This window comes from Natrialba sp. INN-245 (assembly GCF_009807105.1).
Taxonomy (GTDB): Archaea; Halobacteriota; Halobacteria; order Halobacteriales; family Natrialbaceae; genus Natrarchaeobius; species Natrarchaeobius swarupiae.
In genome coordinates this window covers 33,079-55,285 of sequence record NZ_WUBV01000009.1, presented here as the reverse complement: position 1 = coordinate 55,285, position 22,207 = coordinate 33,079, and the positions used below count along the sequence as shown (strand labels likewise).

The window sequence follows — 22,207 nt, the reverse complement described above, 5'->3', positions numbered from 1 at the left end:
TTCCGTGAAATCGCTCTGATGTGTGTCGTCTACAACATCAAACGTGCCGTCAAACAGTGAAATCCACCGCCTTACAGCGATTCAACAAAGCCGTTTAGATGGAGCGGACCTCGTCACTCCCGTAAACCACAATCGAGTACCCTGTGTACTCGAACGTGAGCTGCTCGACAGCGGATTCAGATCGTAACGTAAACAACTCGTTCAGTGCTTGGAGTCGATATCGTTGTAGAGTGACGGGAGGTCAATAGGATCAGCAACTTCGACTTCTGCAACCTCGAGACAGCCGCCAAGGGTCGTTTGATATCAGGATAACAAGACCCAAATTTCTCCAGCAACAAAATTAATGGATTTATAAACAACTAATATTCATGGTGTTATCGTTATCATTCTTTGACCAAATCATGGGTCTGATTGTCCGATTTATCTATCAATACGACAAGTATTAAGATGAGTGTAGTGGGCAGTTCAAATCTGAGCCAGTTACGGCTCAGAGGGCGAGTATATGACCACGACCGATGATACCGGTACGAAACCGGATCGGCGAACGATACTGGGTGCTGTGGGATCCTTGGCAGGATTCTCTGCTGTCTCGGGTAATGCAGTGGCTCGAGATAATGAATGTCTCGAAGGAGATTTAGCAGAGAGAGGACAGACTCTCTCACTTCCGTGCGATGAACTTCCGGAAGAATATCACCAGGAGGATACTGATCCGTGGTATGAGTCATCGATCACGTTCCAAAACTGTTCGACCTGTGGCCGCCATCTGACGGGTCGGATCACAGATGGACATATCCACGAGAACAACGAGGAAGAACCCCACGAATCCGATCAAACGAGGACACTTGGATATACCATCGGATCAGGCGAACGGAAAACGTTCTGGTACACTGGAAGTATCAGTGGTATAGATATAGAGCCCGCAGACATGAATATTGCCATTAGCCAACGATCAATCGAACACGCAGAAGTTCCACACTGCTACCGTTCGTCTTTCGATACAGATAGTACGATGGACCAAGGTCCCGGATGTCTAGAAGAGAATCCAACAGAAGTTGGTCAAACACTCTCGCTCACGTGTGAAGAACTTCCGGAAGAATATCACCAGGAGGATACTGATCCGTGGTATGAGTCATCGATCACGTTCCAAAGCTGTTCGAACTGTACTCGGGAGATCGCTGTCTCGGTAACAGGCGGCCATATCCACGAAGATAACATCGAAGAACCTCATGAGTCTGATCAAACCAGAAGTTTCTCATATCAGATGGAAGGGGGTGAGCGGAAGACGTTCTGGTTCACCGGAAGCATTAGCACCGTTAATTTATCCGAACACTCGGATATGAATGTAGCCATCAGTCAACGCTCAATCGAGCACGCATCAAGTTCGCGATGTTACCGCCCCTAACGCCGGTGGTCATGGCCGGTAGATTCTATCGGTTGATTCAGCCACGGCACAGTTATGGGTCTGCAATGGTTCAATCACATTCCACTGAGACCGATATCTGGCCAAAGAGGTAGTAATATGAATCGAAGGAGATACCTATCAAATATCGGAGCAAGTATCGGTCTGAGTGTGCCGGTCGCGTTCGGACAGATAAACCCGATTTCGATCGATATCACCGAGACGAATGCTCCTATTGAAGGCGGCGACCTCCTCGAGGTATCAGCAAGCGTAACGAACGAGGAGAATTCGTTGGGTAACTTCGATATCGAACTATTTGTAGAAGATATCGAATCTACGAGCGAAACCGTTACTGTTAGCCCTGAAGAAACAGAATATATCGACTTTCAGCATCGAGTATATCCAGTGACGGCAGATGTTGAATTTACTGTCCGTGTTGGAGGTGAAGGTACTTCGGACCGACAGGAGATCGAGGTGCTCGGTGTTGAAGAACTCGGTGAAGAGTACGTGAATCCCGATGTTGACGTAATAGTACAGCCGGAAACTGATGTGATGTTTGAAGTCGATGATTCCATCCCGGACGACTACGGAAACACTCACTGGTTTCTTGATGGCGAGCATGAGCATCAATCGTCAGAGCCGCAGTATCCAAGAGATGAGCCGCCTAACGGCTATGAGTACTGGGTGAACACGTTTTCGGATGAAGGTATCTCCGAGATTGCTGCTGCTGTCGACAACGAGGATCACAACTATACGTATCAGTGGACGATTTCAGTTGATCCTGACGGTGTTGTGCCGCCAACTGTCGAGGAAGTCCGTCCAGAGATAATTGGATGGGACTCAGAAGAGGAATACGACATCGAACTCGATATTGCGAGTCCCGATGACGATCTTGATCGCGTCGTCTGGTGGGAAGAAGGTGCGTCGGATATCGAAGAGGTATCTGACATCAGCGGAAGTGAGGATACGTCAGCAAGTGTTACACAGGGCGGTTCTGCCCCTACCGTGTGGGTGATTACAGAGAACAACGTCGTTATTGAGGCTAGTCCGTGGGAGGTCGAAGAAACCCCGCATCCTACCGAAGACGACGACGTGATTTCAGAGGCACTCACTGCTGACGAGTGGGCCACCCACCTTGACCAGACAGCGAATGTAGATATCATCAGCTACGAAGAAAATACTGTTATTGGAGGCGTTGAAGGGTATCTTCAAGTGGCGAGCAACTGGAGGGGTGATGTTGATGTATTACGGATGGAGATTGATGAAGTCGGGGAAGCTTACGCCCATTACGTCGAGAACGGTGAGGACCCACCTGATTGGTTGACCGTTGATGTCTATGAACAAGATGGTACCTTTGGCGGCTGGTATTACATCGAATCCGAGTGGGCCCACCAATACAACCAGGGTGATATCACGGGTGAGCAATATTTACAGCTGGTGCTCGCGACAGTAGACGACCACCAGTAACAGAATTTTCCGGTCCCGCGTTACGTCCAATCCACCAATGATTGTGTCCCTCGCAGCCAAGTGTTGCGAATTTCTAACGTTCGGTGTGGTGACAAATTCGGTTCGTTAGCTGTGGAGAATTAACTAATACGCGATCTATGTAAGATTGTTGTTAATGGTTCTCGTAATTGGGGGCATGAATCGACGGCAATATCTAATAGGGGCGGGGGCCGGGATCAGTGCTTTGCCGATCGTGTCACGTAGAAGGAAAGCAACCGATCACATCTCAGTTGAGATCACCGAGACAAACACTCCGCTGGAAGGTGGCGATCTTCTCGATATGGCCGGCGAACTTGAGAATAATGGATCCGGTGATGAGCGTGTTGAACTGGACTTCGTCGTAGGAGAGGATGAGGAAGTGGTGAGTCAGCGAACGATCCCCGTCGAGGCAAGGGAGACACGAGAAGTCGATTTTCTGCAGTTCCGGACGTATCCGGTACGAGACGATGACTCATTTCCAGCCCGACTTCAAACCGAGGCGGACGTAGCAGAGATAACAGTCGATGTTCTCGGTGTGGACGAGTTCGACAGCCAATACGCGTATCCCGAACGTGATCAAGAACTAACGGTTCAACCGGAGACAAGGGTTCACTTCGAAATCGATGACGAGTTGGTGGAGAATCAGGGAATCACACACTGGTATGTCGATGGCGAGTACATCACGACGCCGATGGGTCCACGGTCCAGCACATATTTCTACGATGTTGGCCGCGAGTACTTCACGTACACGTTCAAATCCGAGGGGTCGTATACCGTGGACGCAGCTGTAACTACTAGTGTCGATAATGCGGCCTCTCGCTGGGACGTAACGGTCACTGATGACGGCCCTGAACCGCCAACTGTCGATGGCTCCCGGCCAGACACGAGCGAGCTTGGTGCTGACGAATCTACAACTCTTGAACTCGATGTTTCAACATCCGATACTGACTTGGATCGCGTCGTATGGTGGATGACTCAGTCCGACGTGATTCTTGACGTGTCCGATATCAGTGGATCCAGTGACACTGCTTCAATTGATATTGATGGTGGATGTCATACGTGCCGAATAGAATCATGGGCGATGGACGAGAATAACGTATGCACTGTTGCTGATCCCTGGGAGTTCGAAGAATATGAGCCAGAGGATGAAACTCCCGCCGACGAATTAACCGGTCTATTAGCTGAGTGGGCCGAGATGATTGGAGAAGCGCACGGCATAGAAGTGTTAGATATATCTGATTCGAGTGATCAGGCGTGGTATTTCTACTATCAGACGGAGGGCGTTATCGATGCCGAGGAGTACGAGCTGGGCGCGGTCGCTGATGCCTATGCATGGCTTGTCGATGAGCATCCGGACGAAGCACCGGACGATCTGTTCGTGTATGCTGTTGGTGATCCTGATCCTGATTCGTTATCTGACGGTGCGGTTGGCGCATTCTACATTGAACGCGAGTGGGCTGAAGAATGGCTGGCTGGTTGGCTGACTGATGAGGAGTACTCGGTACTGGTGATAGCAACATATGAGGAAGATCCGGCCTGAGAAATAGTCAAATCTTCTGCGAATTGTTTCTGATATATAATTTGTCAGCAGTGAAAACATTAGAATGTTGTAAGGATTCGATAAGCCCATCTATCTAATCGCGGTACTCGCAAATCCAAGTTCTCAGCACTCATAGAGTTCTTTTAGTGTTGATCAGAGTTCGTCCATATCCCTCGCTGCTGAACCACTGCTTCGTTTGTAATGGTCGAAATCAACGGTAGCCACTACTGACTACACGCTCTATGTTCAGCATTCACCTCTTGTCGTCTCCTGAGGATTTCAACAGATCCTATTTGACTCGAGCGTTCTCCGACCTTCAGACAATCAACTTCATTACCGACACACCAGAAATTATATTATTGTAGGTTACATCCATTGGGATGGAAGCCATCGCGCTCCAAAACAGCGGACGCGGGGGCATTGCGTATTGAAATGCCCCGGGTGCTACCACACCCGAGACGGTGGCTTCCAAACGCGCGGCGTTTGGCTGCCATGCTTTCGTTACTCCTACCGAGACAAAAAGGTCTCGCACGACGGTTGAGTATCGCCAACAATCAGTTACAGCCCTGGCTGAGTCCCCGTTCCCCTCCGAATCGCGCCCGTCTACAGGTCTCAAGCCGGATCCAAAGTGGTCAGTCACTCTGTCGCCAGTGGCGACACACAAGGAGGAACCACGAATGAGCTCCAGCGAGATCCCCGCGAATGGATCCGATGACGATCTCACTGAGCTCGTCTGTGATCGGTGTGGCGAACCGATCCCGGCCGAACGGGTGATCTACCTCTCGAGCGAACCCTGCCACGAACTCGCCGACCGCTACGCAGCTGTTACGAGGACGTACTGTCCCGACTGCATCGCTGCTATTGGAATGCTCGAGTTCACACTGGAGGCCCGCCCGAACGCCGACTCGGAGTGAGGATACTCAGACACCACCGTTTTATACAGGCAATGACTCATCGAAGAGAGCACGTCCCCTTTTGTCTCTATAGTGATCGCCCAGTATTGGGCAGACAGTTACTAGTCTGCAGACGTTGGCGTCTCCAATTTGATCGGTGCGTCGTCTGGTGTTCCACTCTTGTTCAGGAGATGGTTTGGATACGCATCGTACGCGGTCCCGATCAGCAATGCTTCGACCTCTGCGAGTGTCGCGGGTGTTTGATACGGACTGGTGTCTTCTTCACTGTTCCACGCGTGGACCCAGAGATACGTCCGTTGCGATAATGTTTGTGAGCCTGGTTCAAAGAGCGCTTTCTTCCAGTGTCGCTTGCGTTCGTCTTCGGCGGCGAGTGCCATCGAGAGCTCCCCAACGTGCCAGTAGTTTCCGTCACCCCATCGTGCAAAGCTTCGTGTCGCGTTCCGTTCGTATGCGATTTCTGTAAAATTCGAACTGAGCTCTCGCTTTTTTCCGTATGCTTCTGCCTTACCGATGTAGCGAGGGACGATATCAGAAGGAGTCGCAGCCGAAGCAGGCTCCTTGAGTTGGTACATCACGTACAACAATCCGTCACAGCCATCCTCATGGATTCCGTCGCTATTGACACACTGTTGTCCTTCACGGCGAATCCGTGCATCGATCTCTGCAGAGCGCTGGAGTACCCCGTTATTGTCTGTTCGAACCCGCAAATCGTCGGTCACTTCAAAAAGTGGAATTGGATCCGATCGTGTATTGCTCTGAATGTCTGCTAAGATGTACTCTTCTGTCCATGCCCTCCAGCACTCGGCTTTCGTCGGGAGACCGTCTTCTGTATTTGGTTTGTGAGTCCCCGATTGTGCAGACCGCGGCGTAATTTCCTCTGCTACCCACTCAGGGCCCGCTTTTCCGATTTCGTGTAGAATTCGATTTGGAACGAATTCGCGATTGGCGAAGATACGTTCGAACAGAGACTGTGCGTGAACCAATCCAACGAGTTTCGCCTCAAGTTCCTGGCGATAGGTCTCGTAGCCATATGGACCGCACTCGAGATCATCGACGTCGATGATCCAGACGTACAACGGGTCGTCTGTGCGTTCTTCGACCGCTGCGATCTGATCGTATTTCGAAAAACCTCCCCACTGGTCGTTGTCTTCCCATGCTGTAATAGGGAGCGCGTCGCGAATCTTTCGGGAATGTTGCCCAATCCGTGAGCTGATGTTGCTTGATTCACCCACGTACACGGGGACCACGCTTTGTGCATCTGTGACTGGCTCGTCTAAGAGGTATATGAGATAGAGGTACTCACCATCGTTCTTTCCCCACTTGTAGCTCCCTAGTGCACTGCTCGTTTCAAGTCCGTGATCAGTCGTCTCGAAAAGCGGGACTGGATCTGGTTCCTCAGAAGAGTGGAGATCATGTAAGAGCGTTTCTTCAAGCCATGAGTCCCACAGCGCTGCTTTATTCATCGAGTTAGTCTGTCTTTTGACTGGTAAACAAAATAAAATATCGGTTGGAGTCTTGGGTGAAAGCCCGGCAGCGAAACGGCCGTAGGTCGTGAGCAGCCCGGAACGTGGAGGTGGTGGGTGGTGGTGGTTCAATAGGCACGAAATCCTGCCACCAACTAGTCAAGTATAGCTTGCTATGTACTTCTATCAGAACCATCAAAGAGATACAGAGGGGAAAGAATTAAATAGTTCTATATCTTTAGTCAATATATGGTTGCTATCGAGAGACAATTGGAAGCAGTTCATAAGATGGGAGGTATCGCACTGGAGCTATTGGAGATCGGAGCAACACCAGCGACATTCGATTGCCCGCTAGACGAAGATGGGCGATTGCTCCTCGAGGAAGAAGAAGGATACTGGCAGAATCTTACGGAGATGAAAACGCTGTTAGAGGGATATGGAGAACCGAAGGTAACAGATCCTGAACTCGATGTCGAGGATTCGTTATTCGAGACAGCGAGGGCAATTGAGGTCGAACGAGCGATCGATGAGGATGTCGCATGGAAGATTGAGATTATCTACTATGCATACGGGTTGGCCAGTATTAGTGGTCGTATCCTCGTTGACGATGGCGAGAAGAACGTATTCAATTCTTATCTCAATCCACCTGAAGAAGGCGCCTATGAGTTGACACCAGTCGATATCGGACGGTTGGTGGCAAAGGCAGAACTCCAGCTCCTCGCAGAACAACTCGGATCGAGTGCCGCGACGCTGGATTACTGGATGGTCGAGGAATTACCGCCCTCGCTACAGCTAACCCAAACTGAGTGGGGAGAGGTCAGAGGCGTGAGTCGGCAAGCGGTGAACGAGAACGTGAACGAAGCGAAACAGCAGTTTGAGCGGAACTGAGTAGATTGATTCAAATGTCAACCAGAAACCTCACAGAAACGACCCCAAACGAGAGCCACCAGACCATTCAGTCCAGAAGCATCGAAGACATGCCCATTAGTACAGACCATGCAAAGCTCAGATGGCTTCAGCGAGGAAACTTCCAGAACACAGCACTCGCCGAAGCGTGGCTCGAGGGGGTCTACGTCGGTGACGTAACTCGAGGTGGGCTGACAAAACTTCATCCGCCCAGCAGGACCATTCTGGTCAGTACTGATGGACATATCATTACGGTACTGAACGCAGAGTACACTTCGTTTACCGACGATCACCTGGTAGTCTGTGATGAGTGCGATCTCAGATACCAACCATCGGAAGAGGACAAACAGTGTCCCTGGTGCAGTTGTGATTCTAGCGGGGTGAAGCTATGAATCTCGCTGACGAAATCGTTCGGAATGCCCAGGAAGGGGACGGTCCATGCGCATCCTGTCCCGCCCACGAAGCCACGGAAGGATGGTGTGTGAACCCCGGATTGTCGAATCCCGACGCGGAGGTAATGTTCGTCACTGAGGAGCCAAGTCATTCGATCGATTGGGGCCGGTACGAGACCTGGGCGTCCTACAACGAGGAGTACACCCGGAAGTTCCAGGGCTGGAAGGGCGGTCGATTTCTTCAACGCCAGTATCTCGACCCGTTCGGGTTGGCGTTGGATGATGCATGGATAGCTGACTCGCTAAAATGCCGTCCTGAAGACGAAAAGGGCTCCGCTCTGTTCGATAAGAACAGTGCTGCACAACACTGTCTGTTCTACCTCAAGGACGAAATAGCGACTGTCGACCCTCAAGTGATTGTAACCCTCGGTGCCGCAGCCACGGAGCGAACTCTTCGGGCCGTGGGTGTCAGCGCTGGTAAAGCGAGACGACTCAAGGTCTCCCAAGATTTCGGTCGCTGTGAATTTGACACCGACTGGCCAGTGATCATTACCCTCCACTGGGCACAGCGAACGGTGAAGCATTCGGAATTCCTCCCAGTGGTAAAACAGGCACTGAAGGATGTACTCAACGAGAACCAAGAACCTTTGACTGGACCAGAAACCAGGAGCAATATGCACCGAACAGACGAAAAGAAGTCGACAACCACGAAGCCAAGTATCAACGAATCGAAGACAGAGACTTACATGGAGCCATCAGATCATCTCGATTCAAACGCTGGAAAGTCCAGGGGTACGAATTCATCCTCACGAGATGTCTTCCTGGTTCCGTTTGACCACGGAAACTTCGAGCGGACCATGGCAGACCCGGTCGACCTCGCCGAGTATCCCGAATGCGCCCCGGAGCTGTCAGGTCAAAGGGAGGCCCGCTTCTGGGGGACAAGAGATGGGTCACGTAATAGGAGGACGTTCGAGCAAATGACCCCGGGAGATCTGCTCCTGTTCTACAATAATGGCCAGTACGTTTCGATGGGACGAGTCGGTAAGACATTCGACGATAGCGAGAAGTGGGTCAGCACTACCTTCTGGGGTGGCGCTCCGTCTAGCCTCATCTATACAGTAATCAACTACGAATCAATCTCAGTTCCACGAAAGGCGATGAACAAAATCTTCGGATATAAATCGCAATACTACCCTCAAGGTATCACTCGTGTCGCGGATGATCGAGTGAATAATTCAATCACCGTGATTAGACAGGCAATTCAAACCTTCACAAAACGGAATTCTAAAGTATAGTAGTGTAACGCGATAGACTGGGCTTACTGCTTCTTACCTTGCCGTTCTTGCCGGTTGTATGTCCCGCCGTCAGCAGTGTGGACGGAATAGAGGGGTCCGGTCCCGGTAAGCGGTAACCCGAACTCACCGTCCTCAAACTCACTGATGACAGTTATGAAGTCCTGATCGTCCGGAGCCTTCATCTTACCAAGGTGAACGATAGCATAGCCCCGTCGAAAAACAGTTCTGGGTTCTTCCTTCGTTCTCGTCGCTGTTGTGGGTTTTTTGCCAGCTGGATCGCGCCCGACACTGGCTTGTCTACTCGTTGACTGGCTGACCAGCCTGATGCCAGCTATCGTCAACCAGCTACCGAAGCGAACTCAGTCGGTTGCTCCCTGAAGTCACATAGTCTCGCAAAGAGTCTGCCCAGGAGCGCCTCGATCGTCTCTCGACGAGGTTATCGGATCAAGAGTAGCCAAGTTCAGCCCGCAAGTGTCTCCTCGAGCTTTCCAGGGAGTCGCTGCAGGCAGGTCTCCAGAACACTCAGTGGCGCTTCCGCCTCGAGGCGTCCTGGTTCGTGGACTAGGTCTTCATCAGTCTCGATCTGGAAGTGAGTTGTCTCAAGGTCTTCGTGGTCGTCATCGTTGTGCCATCCTAGACTGACTGCATCGTCAGTTCACTACACACACTGGACATCAGTGCCAGCACGGGGACGCCAGGCAACTTCAAAAGTAGCCTGCTGGCGCGGGAATTCTCACCCTAAAAATATCTCAGTATCGACATCAGCTACAACTGATCGAGGACGAAGTCGCGACGGTCGATATTGGACGTTGGAAAACCCAGGTTCACGCGCTCACAGATACTGCTCGAGCGGCCTCACCAAAAGACCAAGTAGGCGAAAGCCCGACCGCACAACGGCCGGAGGCCGTGAGCAGTCCGGAACGTGGAGGTGGTGGGCGGCGGCGGTGATCGCACACATCAGCAAAAAAGGGGCCGCGAACGGCTATCTTTACCACAAGTCGCGCTCTGGAAAGACGATCTCCGACCACCGGGTGAGTGCGATCGAGCACCGACTATTGTACCAGTTCTTCGCCGCAGCCCTGAATCGTACCCGATCATCCTCGTTGACCATCGTCTGCCGACTCGCTTTCCAGATGGTGAATTTCGTTCGTCCCGTCTCGTCTTCGATCAACCCAACCTGCTGCTGGCTCGGACACGCAGGTTCCCACAGGTCGATGATACGCCCCTCGACGCTGACCTCGCCACGATTGATCTCCTCGAGTCTTCCAATCGGAACGATCGTCCCGGCTTCGTGGTGAAGTTCCGATTTCGTCGCCATTACCGCCTCGAACAGCTCCGTGCCCTCGCGGACCCGGCTGGCAATCCGCTTTGCGATGACTGCCCGTGTGTATCCTCCGTTGACGTCGTCGGCCACCCGCTGTGCCTGCTGATTGACCGCCGCCAGTTGCTCACACTCGAGTTGCTCTCGGGGATCAACCTGGTCAACTGCCCGCTCGTCACTCCGCATCGATTTGACGGCTCTCCGCGTACGCCGTGCTCGCCCATCCTGTTTCCCAAACTCGGCCTGTGCACTGATCCGCTCGAGTTCCTCCTCTCGAGCCTGAATGCGCTCTTCTTGAGCCAGGGTTGCGCCGTAGATCCGCTCCTCGCTGGTGTCCGTGATTCCTTCAGGATGGTTCGCATCCACCTTCGCCTGGATCTCCATCTCGACTGTCGCCCGAAACTCCGGGGTTTCGTCGACGACGTCTTCGTGCTCTCCGCGAGCCTGCTCTTGTTCGTGTTCGTATGCCTGTTCATCAACCGAAACGACCTTACTGACTGACTGCTTACTAGACATTGCGTTTTACTCCGAAGGCGCTCACTCGGCGTCTTCTTCCGACACCACGACTCTCCAGCCGTGGCTCCCGACGTCGACCGTCTTATCATCGTTGCGCTCTCGCTCGCGCCTTCGCTCGCGTCCCTCTGGGGCGCGAGCGAGAGCGCCTATGAAGCAGATCAACCAGCACCGCGCGTTCGACCCGTCCGGAGCGAGCGGCCAGCACACAAGCCGGTTTCGTGTCCGTCGAGCGAGCGACGGTCGGAGCGAGTGAGACGCAACCGAAAGCGCGCTTGGTGCTGGCGCCGAAACCAGATGCCCGGCAGGAACCGCACCTACTGGAGCGGAAGCCCGCCCGGAATGGTCGGTCGCGAGCGATGCGAGGCGCGACCACCGGGAGCGCCTCGAGGCGAACGGCGAACGCAGTGAGCCGTGAGTACGCGACGGACGGCAGCGACGAGCGGAGCGGGCCGTAAACGGGGAGCACTCAACCGCCCAGGACAGCTCCCGATCGAACCACGTGGGTGGGATCGAAAGGGGCTGACGCGTTGAGCGAACGCAAACGCGTTCGCGATGCTCGGAAGGCGCAGACGCCTTCCGTTGCTCGGGAAACCCCGACGACGCAAGCACCACAACTGTGTGAGGAGCGCAGCGAGGGCTTCGCGAGTGACACGAGCGAAGGCCAGCGAGACGCGTGCGTCTCGCCAGTGGCGGGACTCGAGCGCGTCAGGGGCTTTCAGTCTAAGCTGCATCGTGGACTCGCGCTCGAGAGAACACGTCAGCGAGCAGATGCCGGCGGGATCGTGTTCGTGCCGTTCGGAGCGACCCTGTACGATACCGTCGGTCAGCTCGTAGACCCGATTGGAACCATCCGCACGCTTCAGCCGGTGGTGTCGCCGTTCGAAAACGCGCCGATCCCGTTCGAGATCGAGTGGGTCCTCGAGGTGACCGTCTCGACCTCGACACCGAAACACCACTCCCTTGTGTCGACATCGACGGTCGCTCCGTCGATCGGATTCCCGACATCGAGCACGGCGACGGGCAGTTCGTCGTCGTCCTCGAGTGCCGACAGCGTCAGGGTTCCCGTCTCGCGTCTGTCGTTGTCCAGTAGCTCGAACTCGTATGCTCTCGGTTCGAGGTACTCGAGATCGAGGCCGTCGATGCTGGCGCCACCGCTCGCATCCGCTTCCGCTACCTGGTCCTTCGATGATCGAACGTCGACGTCTATGGGGGCCTCGTGACCGGTCAGTGCGACGGTCACCGGCGTCGTTACCCCGCCGGTCGACTCGAGGGTCCCTCATACACGATGGAACCATCGGCAGTTGATCGACCACTTACAGAGCTTTAGAGCCTTTTTCAGGGTTCATCGCCACGCATGGTACACCCAGTCTAGATCGTCACAATTCTCTTCAAACCACGTTTCGAGATCGTCACCGACCCAGATTTCATCGCTAAAAGAGAGGTGAGCCAAATCGGTCCGGACGTGGACGTCGTAACTGAGTAGCCTGCCCTCGAGCGAGCTCGTGCGGCGTCTGTCGTACAGTAGTGCCTCATCACCTTGGTTACGAATTGCGACCAATTCGCCGTCGAGAAAGCCATTGCTCAATCGATCGACGATCGGCTTGATATTCCCATCGCGGAGTTTCAGTAACCGCTTGCTTAGCTCGTACCGGATGATACGTCGTCTCCGCTGTGCTTCGTACATACACAACGGTGTGACCGCCGTTGTCATAATCGTCCCCGGGTCGGTTCCGATTTTTCCGATTTGCCTACAGGGTGTCACAGAATAGTTCGTATATTCCCTGTGGCTAGCTAACAAACGATAAGTACAGGACAAGCAGTTACCGAGGTAGCTATCGATGTATTTGAAGTAGGCCAAAAACCGTCTGCTGAATATAGAGTGTATAGTCAGAATGATGTTTGGATTTATTTTATTAAGTTTATCAAGGATATCTACACTATCGCCAGAATTTATAATCATATATTTTATGAAAATGTTCATGACGGTCATATGTAGATATAGATGTATGGCCCCAGCGTCACAAAAGCCAGATGTCGAGCGTATAACAAACAGATATATTCAAGCTTGGGAAATATTCGGCGAAGATCGATTTAGCACCGATGACTTAGAAAAAGAGTTGTTACGGAAGAAGGATCCGGAGGACGTTCCAGATTCAAATAAGATTTACCAAGATTTGTATCGAACCACTATGTTAGGACTGGTTAAATGGTTCGGAGAAGGAACGTACCAAGTGGCGATTTCTCCAAAAGCCGGTGAAAGTGACTGGGATAATTTAGTCACAAACCAGATAGACTGGGTTCAATCTGAAGTGAATAATCGAATAGAAGAAAGAAGAGAAGATCAGGCAGAGGAAAAGAAAGATGACCCTGATGGACCAGAAATTATTGAGTACAATGGAAAAAATTATTTATCTGCTTTTGTAGGTCCACAAAGCGATATTGATGGCCAAGCAAGATACTATCAAGCAGCACTGAAACCTTCGGCTCACGACGGTGTTGTACTACGGGCTTATCAAGATGTTGCAGACTCTGCAGAGAAGCTGTCTAAAGAGATAACGGATGACGACGAAATATCCAATACTGTATGTGTATACCGATTCGAAGTTAGTGATATGAAGATGGAAGAAACGGACGATGATATGGAATATCGAATATATCTGGGCGAAACTAAACTTCTTTAGATATAGGGAGTGATGTTTTCGTCGCGTCAGCAACGCCACGACGGATGTCACTACGGTTGTCACAAGGCGAATTGCACCCCTGATACCGTTACTGGGGCTCCAGAACTGCCGTTCGGTCGCCCAATATAGCGCGAGTTTCCACATCGAAGCATCGTCGTCGACAGCCTCGAGGCCCTTCTCGAACTCGGTGTCGCTTCGGTTGTGATCGAGCAGAGTACCATACATCTCGGTGAAGTACTTGCAGCTATAGTGAACGGATAGTTCAGTTCGAGTGGGGCGAAAAGAACACATGCGAATCGTTCTATGATACCCTCGCTTTTCCTAAACAAACCAAGTTATATAATCGGATAAAACCCCATCTGCACACAATTGGAGATTGAGTAGTGTACTCGCTGGGCCGGGACGTATCTGCCATACCAATGCTCCCAACCGTGACATACACCCGCCATCCGACTCCGTTACCGCTTACAATTATCAGAACTATCGGGTATTTTATCAAGTGTTGGCGTGACCGATCAGTTGCGGGGGACAGGGATGGCTTGACCTTGACACCCATTAGTCACACCATCCTTGCTACCCGGTTCCGTTGTTCTGATCGGTTATCGGAAAATCCGCCAACTCTGTATCTGGGGTCCATCCCACGGAACTCCGAACTATCATGTAGTGGTAACCACATCACGAAGGTAATGAAACGACTCCTTCTGATCGTTCTCGTCGCAGCAATGTTCGTCATTGCGGGCTGTGCTGATGGGACTGGAACGGACGACGATGGAACACCCGTAGAAACAGATGATGACCTCGAGGATGCCGAGTCAAACGGCGACGAAGACGATACAACAGTCAATGAGGACGAAACTGATTCGGAAGCGACTAACGAGCCCGAAGCAGATGACTCCGACCCAGGTGATGCTCCCGACGTTAACGGTGAACTCGAGATCCACCACATAGACGTCGGCCAGGCCGACGCCACGCTCCTGATCGAACCCTCCGGTGAAACGATGCTCATCGACTCCGGCGACTGGCGCCAGGGGGGTTCCGGCGTGATCGAGTACCTCGAGACTCAGGACGTCGATCGCATCGACCACCTGGTCGCGACCCACGGGCACGCCGACCACATCGGCGGTCACGATGCGATTATCGAACACTACGAGACCGAACGTGATGGCATCGGAATAGCATACGACTCAGGAGTCGCACACACGAGCCAGACGTACGATCGATATCTCGATGCGATCGAGGAGCACGATGTCGAACTGTTGGTCGTCGAAGAGGGAGACCACTTCGAGTTCGGCGACGCAAACGTCGACGTCCTCAACCCACCGGTAGGTGACTCGGGCTCAGACCTCCACGCTAACAGTGTGGCACTCGGTATCGAGTTCGGTGAGTTCTCTTATCTTACCACCGGTGATGCAGAAGCCGACGCCGAACAACGAATGGTCGACGAACACAGTGATCAACTCGAGGCAGATGCATACCAGGCGGGTCATCACGGTTCGACGACGTCCTCGACAGCACCATTCGTGGACCAGGTGACGCCGGAGGTGGTGATCATCTCAAGTGCGTACGACTCTCAGTACGGTCATCCGCATGACGAGGTTCTCGAGGACTTTGCCGATCGAGGAATCGAAACCTACTGGACCGCCGTCCACGGCGATGTCGTGCTCACGACCGACGGGAGCGATGTAGAACTCGAGACAGAACACGAGTTCTCGACTGATGCTGCAGATATTCTCGAGGAGAAACCAGCTGATGACGACACACAGGCCTCACTCACCCAGTCGATTGACGTGGCTCCAGCACCACTAGTCGGCTAATGACTGAAACCTATATCGCAACCCTCGACCGGATCGTCGACGGACAGACAGCAGTGCTCTTGCTCGAGGAAAACGGTGAAACCGTCGAACAACTTGATATCGACGTAACGACGTTGCCGCCGGAGGCTCAGCACGAAGGGGCCGTTCTCGAGGTCGCTGTTGAAGCGAGCGAACTCTTAGAAGCGGAATACCTTCCTGATGCTACACAGTCTCGCAAAAAGTCTGCACAGGATCGCCTTGATCATCTCTCGACGAAGTTATCGGATCAAGAATAACCAATCCCGGGTGCGGCAGCACGAGACTTTTGTTGGTTCTCTCATCCACACGTAGCCTCCCAGTTCCGCGATTAGACGCCGTCCTCGCGAAATCGAACGACATCGACGTCGATCGGAAGCGTCTCGAAGTCATCATCAGCACCGGCGATGAGTGTCGCATCCTGCTCGTGGGCGAGTGCTACGCCATGTGCGTCCGCATATGAAATGTGACCATCCGCCTTCACCTCGGCGGCAAGCCGCCAGTCAGCGCGTTCGATTTGAATCCCCCACCGCTCAAACGCACGGAGATCACGATCGGCAGTCCGAAGTGAGTCTGTCGTGGGCTTGTCGTCAATTCCTTCGAAGCGTGCAACGAGATAGAGTACTTCACCAGCGTTGGTCTCTGCCAACAGTCCTTCGACAGTCCCGTCACGAATGTCTCGAAGATACTCTTCGACGACGCTCCGACCTGGCTCGTCGTAGAGGTATGCGATGATTGCTTCGATGTCGAAGACGTACCGGTCGCTCATTCATCCTCCGAGTCAGCTGGTCGGAGTCGGTCAGCACGGGCCTCTTCACGCTGGCGTTCCTCGTGTTTCAGTTCGCGAACCCGCTCGAGTACGTCACCACGGTTGCGGTCGGTGTCGGCGTGAATCCCACCTAACTCGTCGAGCGACGGGATTGGTTCGACGATGATCCGCTCGTTTTCCTCGTAAATGAACACCTCACCAGGGGTGTCGATCCCGAACTTCTCTCGGAGCGGCTTCGGGATCGTTGCCTGTCCCTTCTGCGAGACGCGTACGACCTCTGGGTCTCGAGTACTACTCGACATATTATGTTGTACTATGGGATCGATGTACTACTAATTGTCGGTAGAAAAACTTCCTGACTCATTCAACGGCCTCACTCGAGGGAATCTGACTCTACTGGGGCACCATCTACCTCGTCGAGGGAAGAAAGATCCATCTGGTCGTGGACATCTGGAAACAGATGCTCGAAGAACGGATCATGCGTCCGGCCAACAGTCAGTGCTGGCTCGAGCGCGTAGATGATCATCATCGCTTCGGTGTCGCGAACGTCGATATCGGTCGCGACCATCCGCTGGGTCGTCTTCCCGGCAAACTGCAGCCCTGAACCTCGCAGTGCAGCGATGAGTTTGCCAGCACCGTAGCGGTCCATGAAGTACTCGACGTCCTCGTCAACTTCCTGGAGTGCGAGTGCGTGCAGGACCGTTGGTGTGATGACGATGGGGACGTGCTGCTCGACGATGATGATCGGATCGGCCGTCAGTTGCTGTGGACGTGTTGAGTCATCCCTATCGACGAGACCGAGGTCGACCAGCTGGTCGACGTACTCGTAGGTCGTTGATTTCGACAGCTCGAGTCCGTCCATGATCTCCGGCGGCGAAACGGGCCCCCAATAGCAGACATAGACGTACACACGAGCCAGCGCTGGCCGATTGAGGAGTTGAACAACTGTCTCGAGGCGAGGTGCATTCTGGGCAAGCGCCGCTGGGTCGAGTGTCTCTTCATCCATGATGTCTGTCGGTGGTGGATCCAACACGTCAATTCCACCATCAGGGCGAAGGCGATCCATATCGGTCATATCTGTTTGTTCGAAGTCCATGTACTTCAGACTAGCGCCGGCCTTCCTCTACTTTTGAGAGAGCGTGTCATAGAATCGATCACAGGCTGTTTGACTCCGTAGTGATTGTTCAGTACAGGGCGAGCAGTTACCGAAGCGGTTATGGATCTATCCGAAATATGCCAAAAGCCGTCTGCTGAATATGGATATCCATCAGCAAAGAGTCATTTGCAGACGAGATAGTTAACAAAGGTCACTTGACTGTGAACGAATAGAAGCTGCATGTGAATTCGTTGGTGTAACTCACGAGATGAGATAGTTGATACACGTAAGGTATCTATCCCATTTCGACTGCTCGTACTCCTTCTCGCTGCCAGTCTCTACTATCATATTCTGGGTGTCGAATTACTAAGCTCCGAATTGATTCGATAGCTTGCCGTATTGCACCAGTAGCGAACTGGATACGAGGAACAAGTCCAGAATACCCTTCCCAGTCGCGTTCACTCCAGTACATGAGATCACTCGTGACGGTCATGTAGTCCTCTAACTTCACTAACAGTCGAGTCACGGTTAGGAGAGCATCCCACGAACCGATCAACCGCTCGGGTGCCAACTGTTCTTCCAGATCGGTTAGCAGCGGATTGATCGACCGAATCATGTACCCAAGGTGCGCCGAAATTCGCTGCTCGCCTTCTTCTCCGAGGAAATCATCGTGAAGGGTTTGTTCCCACGTATCCTCGTACAGCTCGATCATCTCTGCCGCATTATCACAGGCACGTCGAGCTAATCCTCGTAACCGATCCATGTCCTGTCGAGGGAGGTCTTCAACGTCATCAACAAGTGTGTATTCTGGAACTCGAACCCACTCATCACTCCCAGAAACGTTGGAATCGGTTACTCCTCGGTGCGCTCGGTGTTCCCAGTCGAAGAACACAGCCTGAGTGGGAGTAAGGTCTCGGGACAAAGTACCGGAATATGTGTGCGGAGCCGGTTCCGGACGGAGCATCTCCGCGTTCTGATACCGCTGTGACCTCTTCACATACGTCGAACCGACAATCGGCCGCCCGTGAATGATCGGAACATCCTCGTGAGACGGTATAGTACTACGACGTTGATCCACACGAAGTAATTGTGTCCCCAAGCGAGAGAGTTGCGTGGCGCTCTCCAACTGGCCCGTCCACTCCTCCGGGAATACGTCACTCCCAAATCGCGCACCCATGATCGCTCCAACCAAAGGCGTGAGGATTCTCGGATGACAATCGCTGTTTCTTGCGGCTGTCAGCGCCGTTTGCACATCGTCAGTCCCAAAACTGATGAGTAACAGGCCTCTGAGAAACCGTTTCGGTGACCTCATTCCCTTCTCTAAATGAGGGAGATCGGCTACACTTCTGGAATCATCTTCCCGTAGTTTAGCGATCGAATCGTGAACCCCATCAAGATCCGCACGCAGATATCCATCGCGGTCAAGCGTATATCCCCGTCGCAAATCCGCAAGGATCTCCAAGTGGTGCTCCTCGCTATCATGAACGATGAGTTCCGCAAGGAGAGCCGTCAGCGCCGCGCTCGCATGCATAACAGTGGTGCTATTTGAAGTGATCCGTGTCGCCCGAAGAGTAACGTATTCTAATTCCGCAGGAAATGATCGAAATGCAGGAGCAAGCGCACAGTTCCGAACGAGCGGCTCAAAATTCGGCGATCCACCCTCTCTAGCTTTCGCACTGGACCTCTCCCAGCATTCCCCGCCATCTATCAAATCAAGTGCTCTAGTCGTTTGACCGGGGATCCCGGGCAAGACTGATGATTCAGAAATAGCATCAACAAGCGCAGTTGCGACCGTCCTCCCATCAAAGCCGTTCCGCTCCTTGATAGCATTAGCTTCGGCGCGAACGAAATCAGACCACAGCGTAGTCGATTGCGGGACCAACTCTTCGCTAAAATCAGCGAGCGAAGTCCCTTGCTCGTTCGCAAGCGCATCACGATAACTGAGACCCAACAAGAGACCTTTGGCACGAGAATCTCCATCCGGTCTGTTCCAAGCCACCATACCGGCCCAACCGAGGGGAGACTAATAAATCACGCTACAAACAGGTACACGGTCGACTCACAGCACGTAGCGCGTCCTCGTCGCGTACGTCGAAACACTCATTTCAGCATCGCTCGTCGCCGGTGTCCAGTCCGAATCACTCCACTCTACAGCAGACTCCGAAGTCCAACGTTCCCGATTACACATGATGCGAAGTAACGTCCCTACATCACCCTGCTTGACGTACTCCCGGCCAGCATCCCCGAGGACTCAGTGCTCGTTCGTCTGGCGAAGAAATCCGACCAGCTGGAATAACTCACCCATCGCAGAATCGAATCCCGACTGGATACGTTCGCAAACGACCCACGATGCCACACAACAAGCACGTCCACCCTCGGGTGATGTGCGTCGACAAATCCAAGGATTTCGTCCAGAGTTCCGACGTAGTTTGTCTTTCTACTGAACATCAGGACAATACTACGGATGCGGTCTGGAGATATGTGGATGTGTTGATAACGGTTGTACAAGATTATTTCTGCAAACTTCTATATTTATAGGCGATGAAAATAGCTCGTATCCAAGTCAAATGATTAGAACAATTTCCTATAGAACTTCATTGTTCATCTGTATCCTCTAGAAACAATATCATTATCTAAGTTCTTTTGATCTAGTGGGTTTTTCGCATTACCACTTGATTTTTTATTTACTACTTCCCCCTGGATCTTATCTCCGACAGAGGTTATTTTAATATCATTCATCCCACTGGAGTCTGTCTGCTCTTCTAAATGGATTTCATATCGTTTGGCAGTTGCTTCGGCAATTTGTTTTTCTGGCTTTACTACAGCATTTACAGTGTCACCGGCTTCCGGAAGAGAATCGTACATAGTGATAGAACCATAAATACTGGCCCCAGTTACTTCTCTAATACGAACGGTCACAGTATCGGCCATAATTGACTCCTTATCTAGATCAATTCTATATCCATCCTTGCTCTTTGCATAATTTTTCTTGTACGACACATCTGCTCTCACTCTATCTCCCTCATTAGGTATTTCACCTTGATCAACAATCGTTCCATTAATTCGTTTATTAGATATATTTATTATTTTAACTTTAATCCTAGTACCGATCGGAGTCGTTTTCTTCAAATTAAGGGTATACGTTCCATCGACTGGTTTTGCGATTGATTTGCCTGATTTGCTATGGGCTAACACGGTGTCTCCAACTGATGGGATCAAGCCGTCATAAGACGCTATATGAGCTTCTGTACTGTCATTTCTTGGTGGAGAATCAATCTCAAGAGTTGCAACACCACTCGCTAAAGCTGGAGATGGGAGTAACACATTGTACTTACCATTTTCCGCAACTGCTCTAGTAGATCCTTTTTCAATTTTGGCCTTAATCTGATTGCCAGATATCGGAAGATCGCCGATACCGGCTGTCTTTCCTTCGATCTTGTCTTCACAATTTGTAATCTCCACGGTAAAACAAGTACGAACCGGCATTTCAGAATGTAATGAAACTTGGTACGTCCCATTTTCCGGTTCTGCTCTTGCTTCCCCTGCAATAGACCATACAGCAACGATGTCTCCTGTTTCAGGAACTGCGTCGTCATACGAGATTATAGTTGCTTTTGGAGTTTCATCTTCTCCGCAGTCATTCACTCTAACATTAACATCTGCAGTGACGAGGGCAGGCTTTGACAGTTCTATAGCATAGTCGCCTTCAAGAACGAAAGCCGTTGTCGAGTTTCTCTCAACGGATGCAACCAACTCATTTCCAGGAACTGGAAGGATGCCTGGTTCAATAATATCTGCTTCAATTTGTCCATCAAGATTTGTGATTTTAACGGTCACATCAGCTTTGACTTTTGCTTGCGTACCCAGTTGAATTTCAAATGCTCCTTCTTTATTCGTTCCAACTGAATTCCCTGCTTCCACTGTTATACTAAACTCATCGCCCACTTCGAGCCCTGGAGAATGGGTTTCAATGGCTTCCCCAACTGCGGTATTCTCTGCGATTTTAAGAATCTTGACAACTACAGTTTCGTTTGGCACAGCTCCGATCACGTGGACGACATCAAACGATGATGTTGAATGTTCTGCTACCGATAAACCGTCTTCTGAAAAGTGCGTTGGTGTAAGTTCTACTGTATCCCCTGGCCAGACGAATCTTGTATACGGTGCGCGAGTAACACTTACATAGACAGTGTCTCCGTCAACTCGATCCACTTCGACTGGGAGTTCTTGTCCAGGAACAATTTGTTTATTTTCGTTATCACACAGAATCACCATCTCAGAAATATTATCCCACTGACTTGTTGTGCCTAAGATACACTTCCCGGTAACCTGTTTAACTGTTGCAAGTATCTTGTCAGAAGAACCGATTTTCATTAGAGAAATATAACTCATATAGGACTTATAAATTTGGTGGCAATATATCGCAGATTATCGGTTGCAGAAACGACTCAGTAACTCCTATATCGGCATTCCCACTTCCCGAACCAGCAGTCTCAAAACCTTCTCCCACCTTCAGTACTTCACAAAGCAGCTCAACGACGGCGATTGTTCGTGAGACCCTCCGCTAAATAGTAAGTAACTAGGAAGGATGTCTGCTTGCG

At 51.8% G+C, this 22,207-nt stretch carries 17 protein-coding genes; 8 read left to right on the top strand and 9 right to left on the bottom strand.

Annotation, left to right across the window (positions count from 1 at the left end; all coding sequences use genetic code 11):
• Nucleotides 1–1,570: 1,570 nt before the first annotated feature.
• From GRS80_RS03300 to GRS80_RS03290, 3 genes are all read left to right on the top strand, one after another.
• Nucleotides 1,571–2,866 (top strand): hypothetical protein, encoded by a 1,296-nt coding sequence (locus tag GRS80_RS03300; protein WP_160046324.1) that lies wholly within the window; start codon nucleotides 1,571–1,573, stop codon nucleotides 2,864–2,866.
• A 175-nt stretch (nucleotides 2,867–3,041) separates the two neighbouring features.
• Nucleotides 3,042–4,424, top strand: a complete 1,383-nt coding sequence (locus GRS80_RS20285) for a hypothetical protein (protein ID WP_200840313.1) — start codon at nucleotides 3,042–3,044, stop codon at nucleotides 4,422–4,424.
• 677 nt (nucleotides 4,425–5,101) lie between these two features.
• Nucleotides 5,102–5,338, top strand: a complete 237-nt coding sequence (locus GRS80_RS03290; protein ID WP_160046323.1) for a hypothetical protein — start codon at nucleotides 5,102–5,104, stop codon at nucleotides 5,336–5,338.
• Nucleotides 5,339–5,439: 101 nt separating this feature from the next.
• On the opposite strand, the gene GRS80_RS03285 is transcribed toward GRS80_RS03290, so the two are convergent.
• On the bottom strand, nucleotides 5,440–6,801 hold the full coding sequence (locus GRS80_RS03285; protein ID WP_160046322.1) for a GIY-YIG nuclease family protein: 1,362 nt from the start codon (nucleotides 6,799–6,801) through the stop codon (nucleotides 5,440–5,442).
• 249 nt (nucleotides 6,802–7,050) lie between these two features.
• On the opposite strand from GRS80_RS03285, the gene GRS80_RS03280 reads away from it, so the two are divergent.
• The gene (locus tag GRS80_RS03280) at nucleotides 7,051–7,689 is read left to right on the top strand and encodes a hypothetical protein (RefSeq protein ID WP_160046321.1); all 639 of its coding nucleotides are present in this window, start codon (nucleotides 7,051–7,053) and stop codon (nucleotides 7,687–7,689) included.
• 406 nt (nucleotides 7,690–8,095) lie between these two features.
• Entirely contained in the window at nucleotides 8,096–9,394 is a 1,299-nt protein-coding gene (locus GRS80_RS03275; protein ID WP_160046320.1) for a uracil-DNA glycosylase family protein, read from the top strand.
• A 988-nt stretch (nucleotides 9,395–10,382) separates the two neighbouring features.
• Here GRS80_RS03275 and GRS80_RS03270 read toward each other — a convergent pair.
• The 3 genes from GRS80_RS03270 to GRS80_RS03260 form a co-directional block, all read right to left on the bottom strand.
• Entirely contained in the window at nucleotides 10,383–11,231 is an 849-nt protein-coding gene (locus tag GRS80_RS03270) for a DNA-binding protein (RefSeq protein ID WP_160046319.1), read from the bottom strand.
• Nucleotides 11,232–12,090: 859 nt separating this feature from the next.
• The gene (locus GRS80_RS03265; protein WP_160046318.1) at nucleotides 12,091–12,471 is read right to left on the bottom strand and encodes a hypothetical protein; all 381 of its coding nucleotides are present in this window, start codon (nucleotides 12,469–12,471) and stop codon (nucleotides 12,091–12,093) included.
• Nucleotides 12,472–12,573: 102 nt separating this feature from the next.
• Nucleotides 12,574–12,915 (bottom strand): hypothetical protein, encoded by a 342-nt coding sequence (locus GRS80_RS03260; RefSeq protein WP_160046317.1) that lies wholly within the window; start codon nucleotides 12,913–12,915, stop codon nucleotides 12,574–12,576.
• Between the two features lie 322 nt (nucleotides 12,916–13,237).
• On the opposite strand from GRS80_RS03260, the gene GRS80_RS03255 reads away from it, so the two are divergent.
• The 3 genes from GRS80_RS03255 (at nucleotide 13,238) to GRS80_RS03245 (ending at nucleotide 16,001) form a co-directional block, all read left to right on the top strand.
• Complete coding sequence (locus tag GRS80_RS03255; protein ID WP_160046316.1) at nucleotides 13,238–13,912, top strand: hypothetical protein; 675 nt, start codon at nucleotides 13,238–13,240, stop codon at nucleotides 13,910–13,912.
• Nucleotides 13,913–14,598: 686 nt separating this feature from the next.
• Nucleotides 14,599–15,726 (top strand): ComEC/Rec2 family competence protein, encoded by a 1,128-nt coding sequence (locus GRS80_RS03250; protein WP_160046315.1) that lies wholly within the window; start codon nucleotides 14,599–14,601, stop codon nucleotides 15,724–15,726.
• Entirely contained in the window at nucleotides 15,726–16,001 is a 276-nt protein-coding gene (locus GRS80_RS03245) for a DUF3006 domain-containing protein (RefSeq protein ID WP_160046314.1), read from the top strand. Before GRS80_RS03250 ends, GRS80_RS03245 begins: the two co-directional genes overlap by 1 nt.
• A gap of 71 nt (nucleotides 16,002–16,072) precedes the next feature.
• On the opposite strand, the gene GRS80_RS03240 is transcribed toward GRS80_RS03245, so the two are convergent.
• The 5 genes from GRS80_RS03240 to GRS80_RS03220 all read right to left on the bottom strand — a co-directional run bounded on the left by GRS80_RS03240 (nucleotide 16,073) and on the right by GRS80_RS03220 (nucleotide 21,980).
• The gene (locus GRS80_RS03240; protein WP_160046313.1) at nucleotides 16,073–16,510 is read right to left on the bottom strand and encodes a PIN domain-containing protein; all 438 of its coding nucleotides are present in this window, start codon (nucleotides 16,508–16,510) and stop codon (nucleotides 16,073–16,075) included.
• A complete protein-coding gene (locus GRS80_RS03235; RefSeq protein WP_160046312.1) occupies nucleotides 16,507–16,812 on the bottom strand; it encodes an AbrB/MazE/SpoVT family DNA-binding domain-containing protein in 306 nt (101 codons plus the stop codon). Before GRS80_RS03235 ends, GRS80_RS03240 begins: the two co-directional genes overlap by 4 nt.
• A 71-nt stretch (nucleotides 16,813–16,883) precedes the next feature.
• Nucleotides 16,884–17,606, bottom strand: coding sequence for a helix-turn-helix domain-containing protein (locus GRS80_RS03230; protein ID WP_160046311.1), 723 nt, complete (start codon nucleotides 17,604–17,606; stop codon nucleotides 16,884–16,886).
• A gap of 295 nt (nucleotides 17,607–17,901) precedes the next feature.
• Entirely contained in the window at nucleotides 17,902–19,608 is a 1,707-nt protein-coding gene (locus GRS80_RS03225) for an ADP-ribosylglycohydrolase family protein (protein WP_160046310.1), read from the bottom strand.
• Between the two features lie 599 nt (nucleotides 19,609–20,207).
• Nucleotides 20,208–21,980 (bottom strand): hypothetical protein, encoded by a 1,773-nt coding sequence (locus GRS80_RS03220; protein WP_160046309.1) that lies wholly within the window; start codon nucleotides 21,978–21,980, stop codon nucleotides 20,208–20,210.
• Between the last annotated feature and the right edge of the window lie 227 nt (nucleotides 21,981–22,207).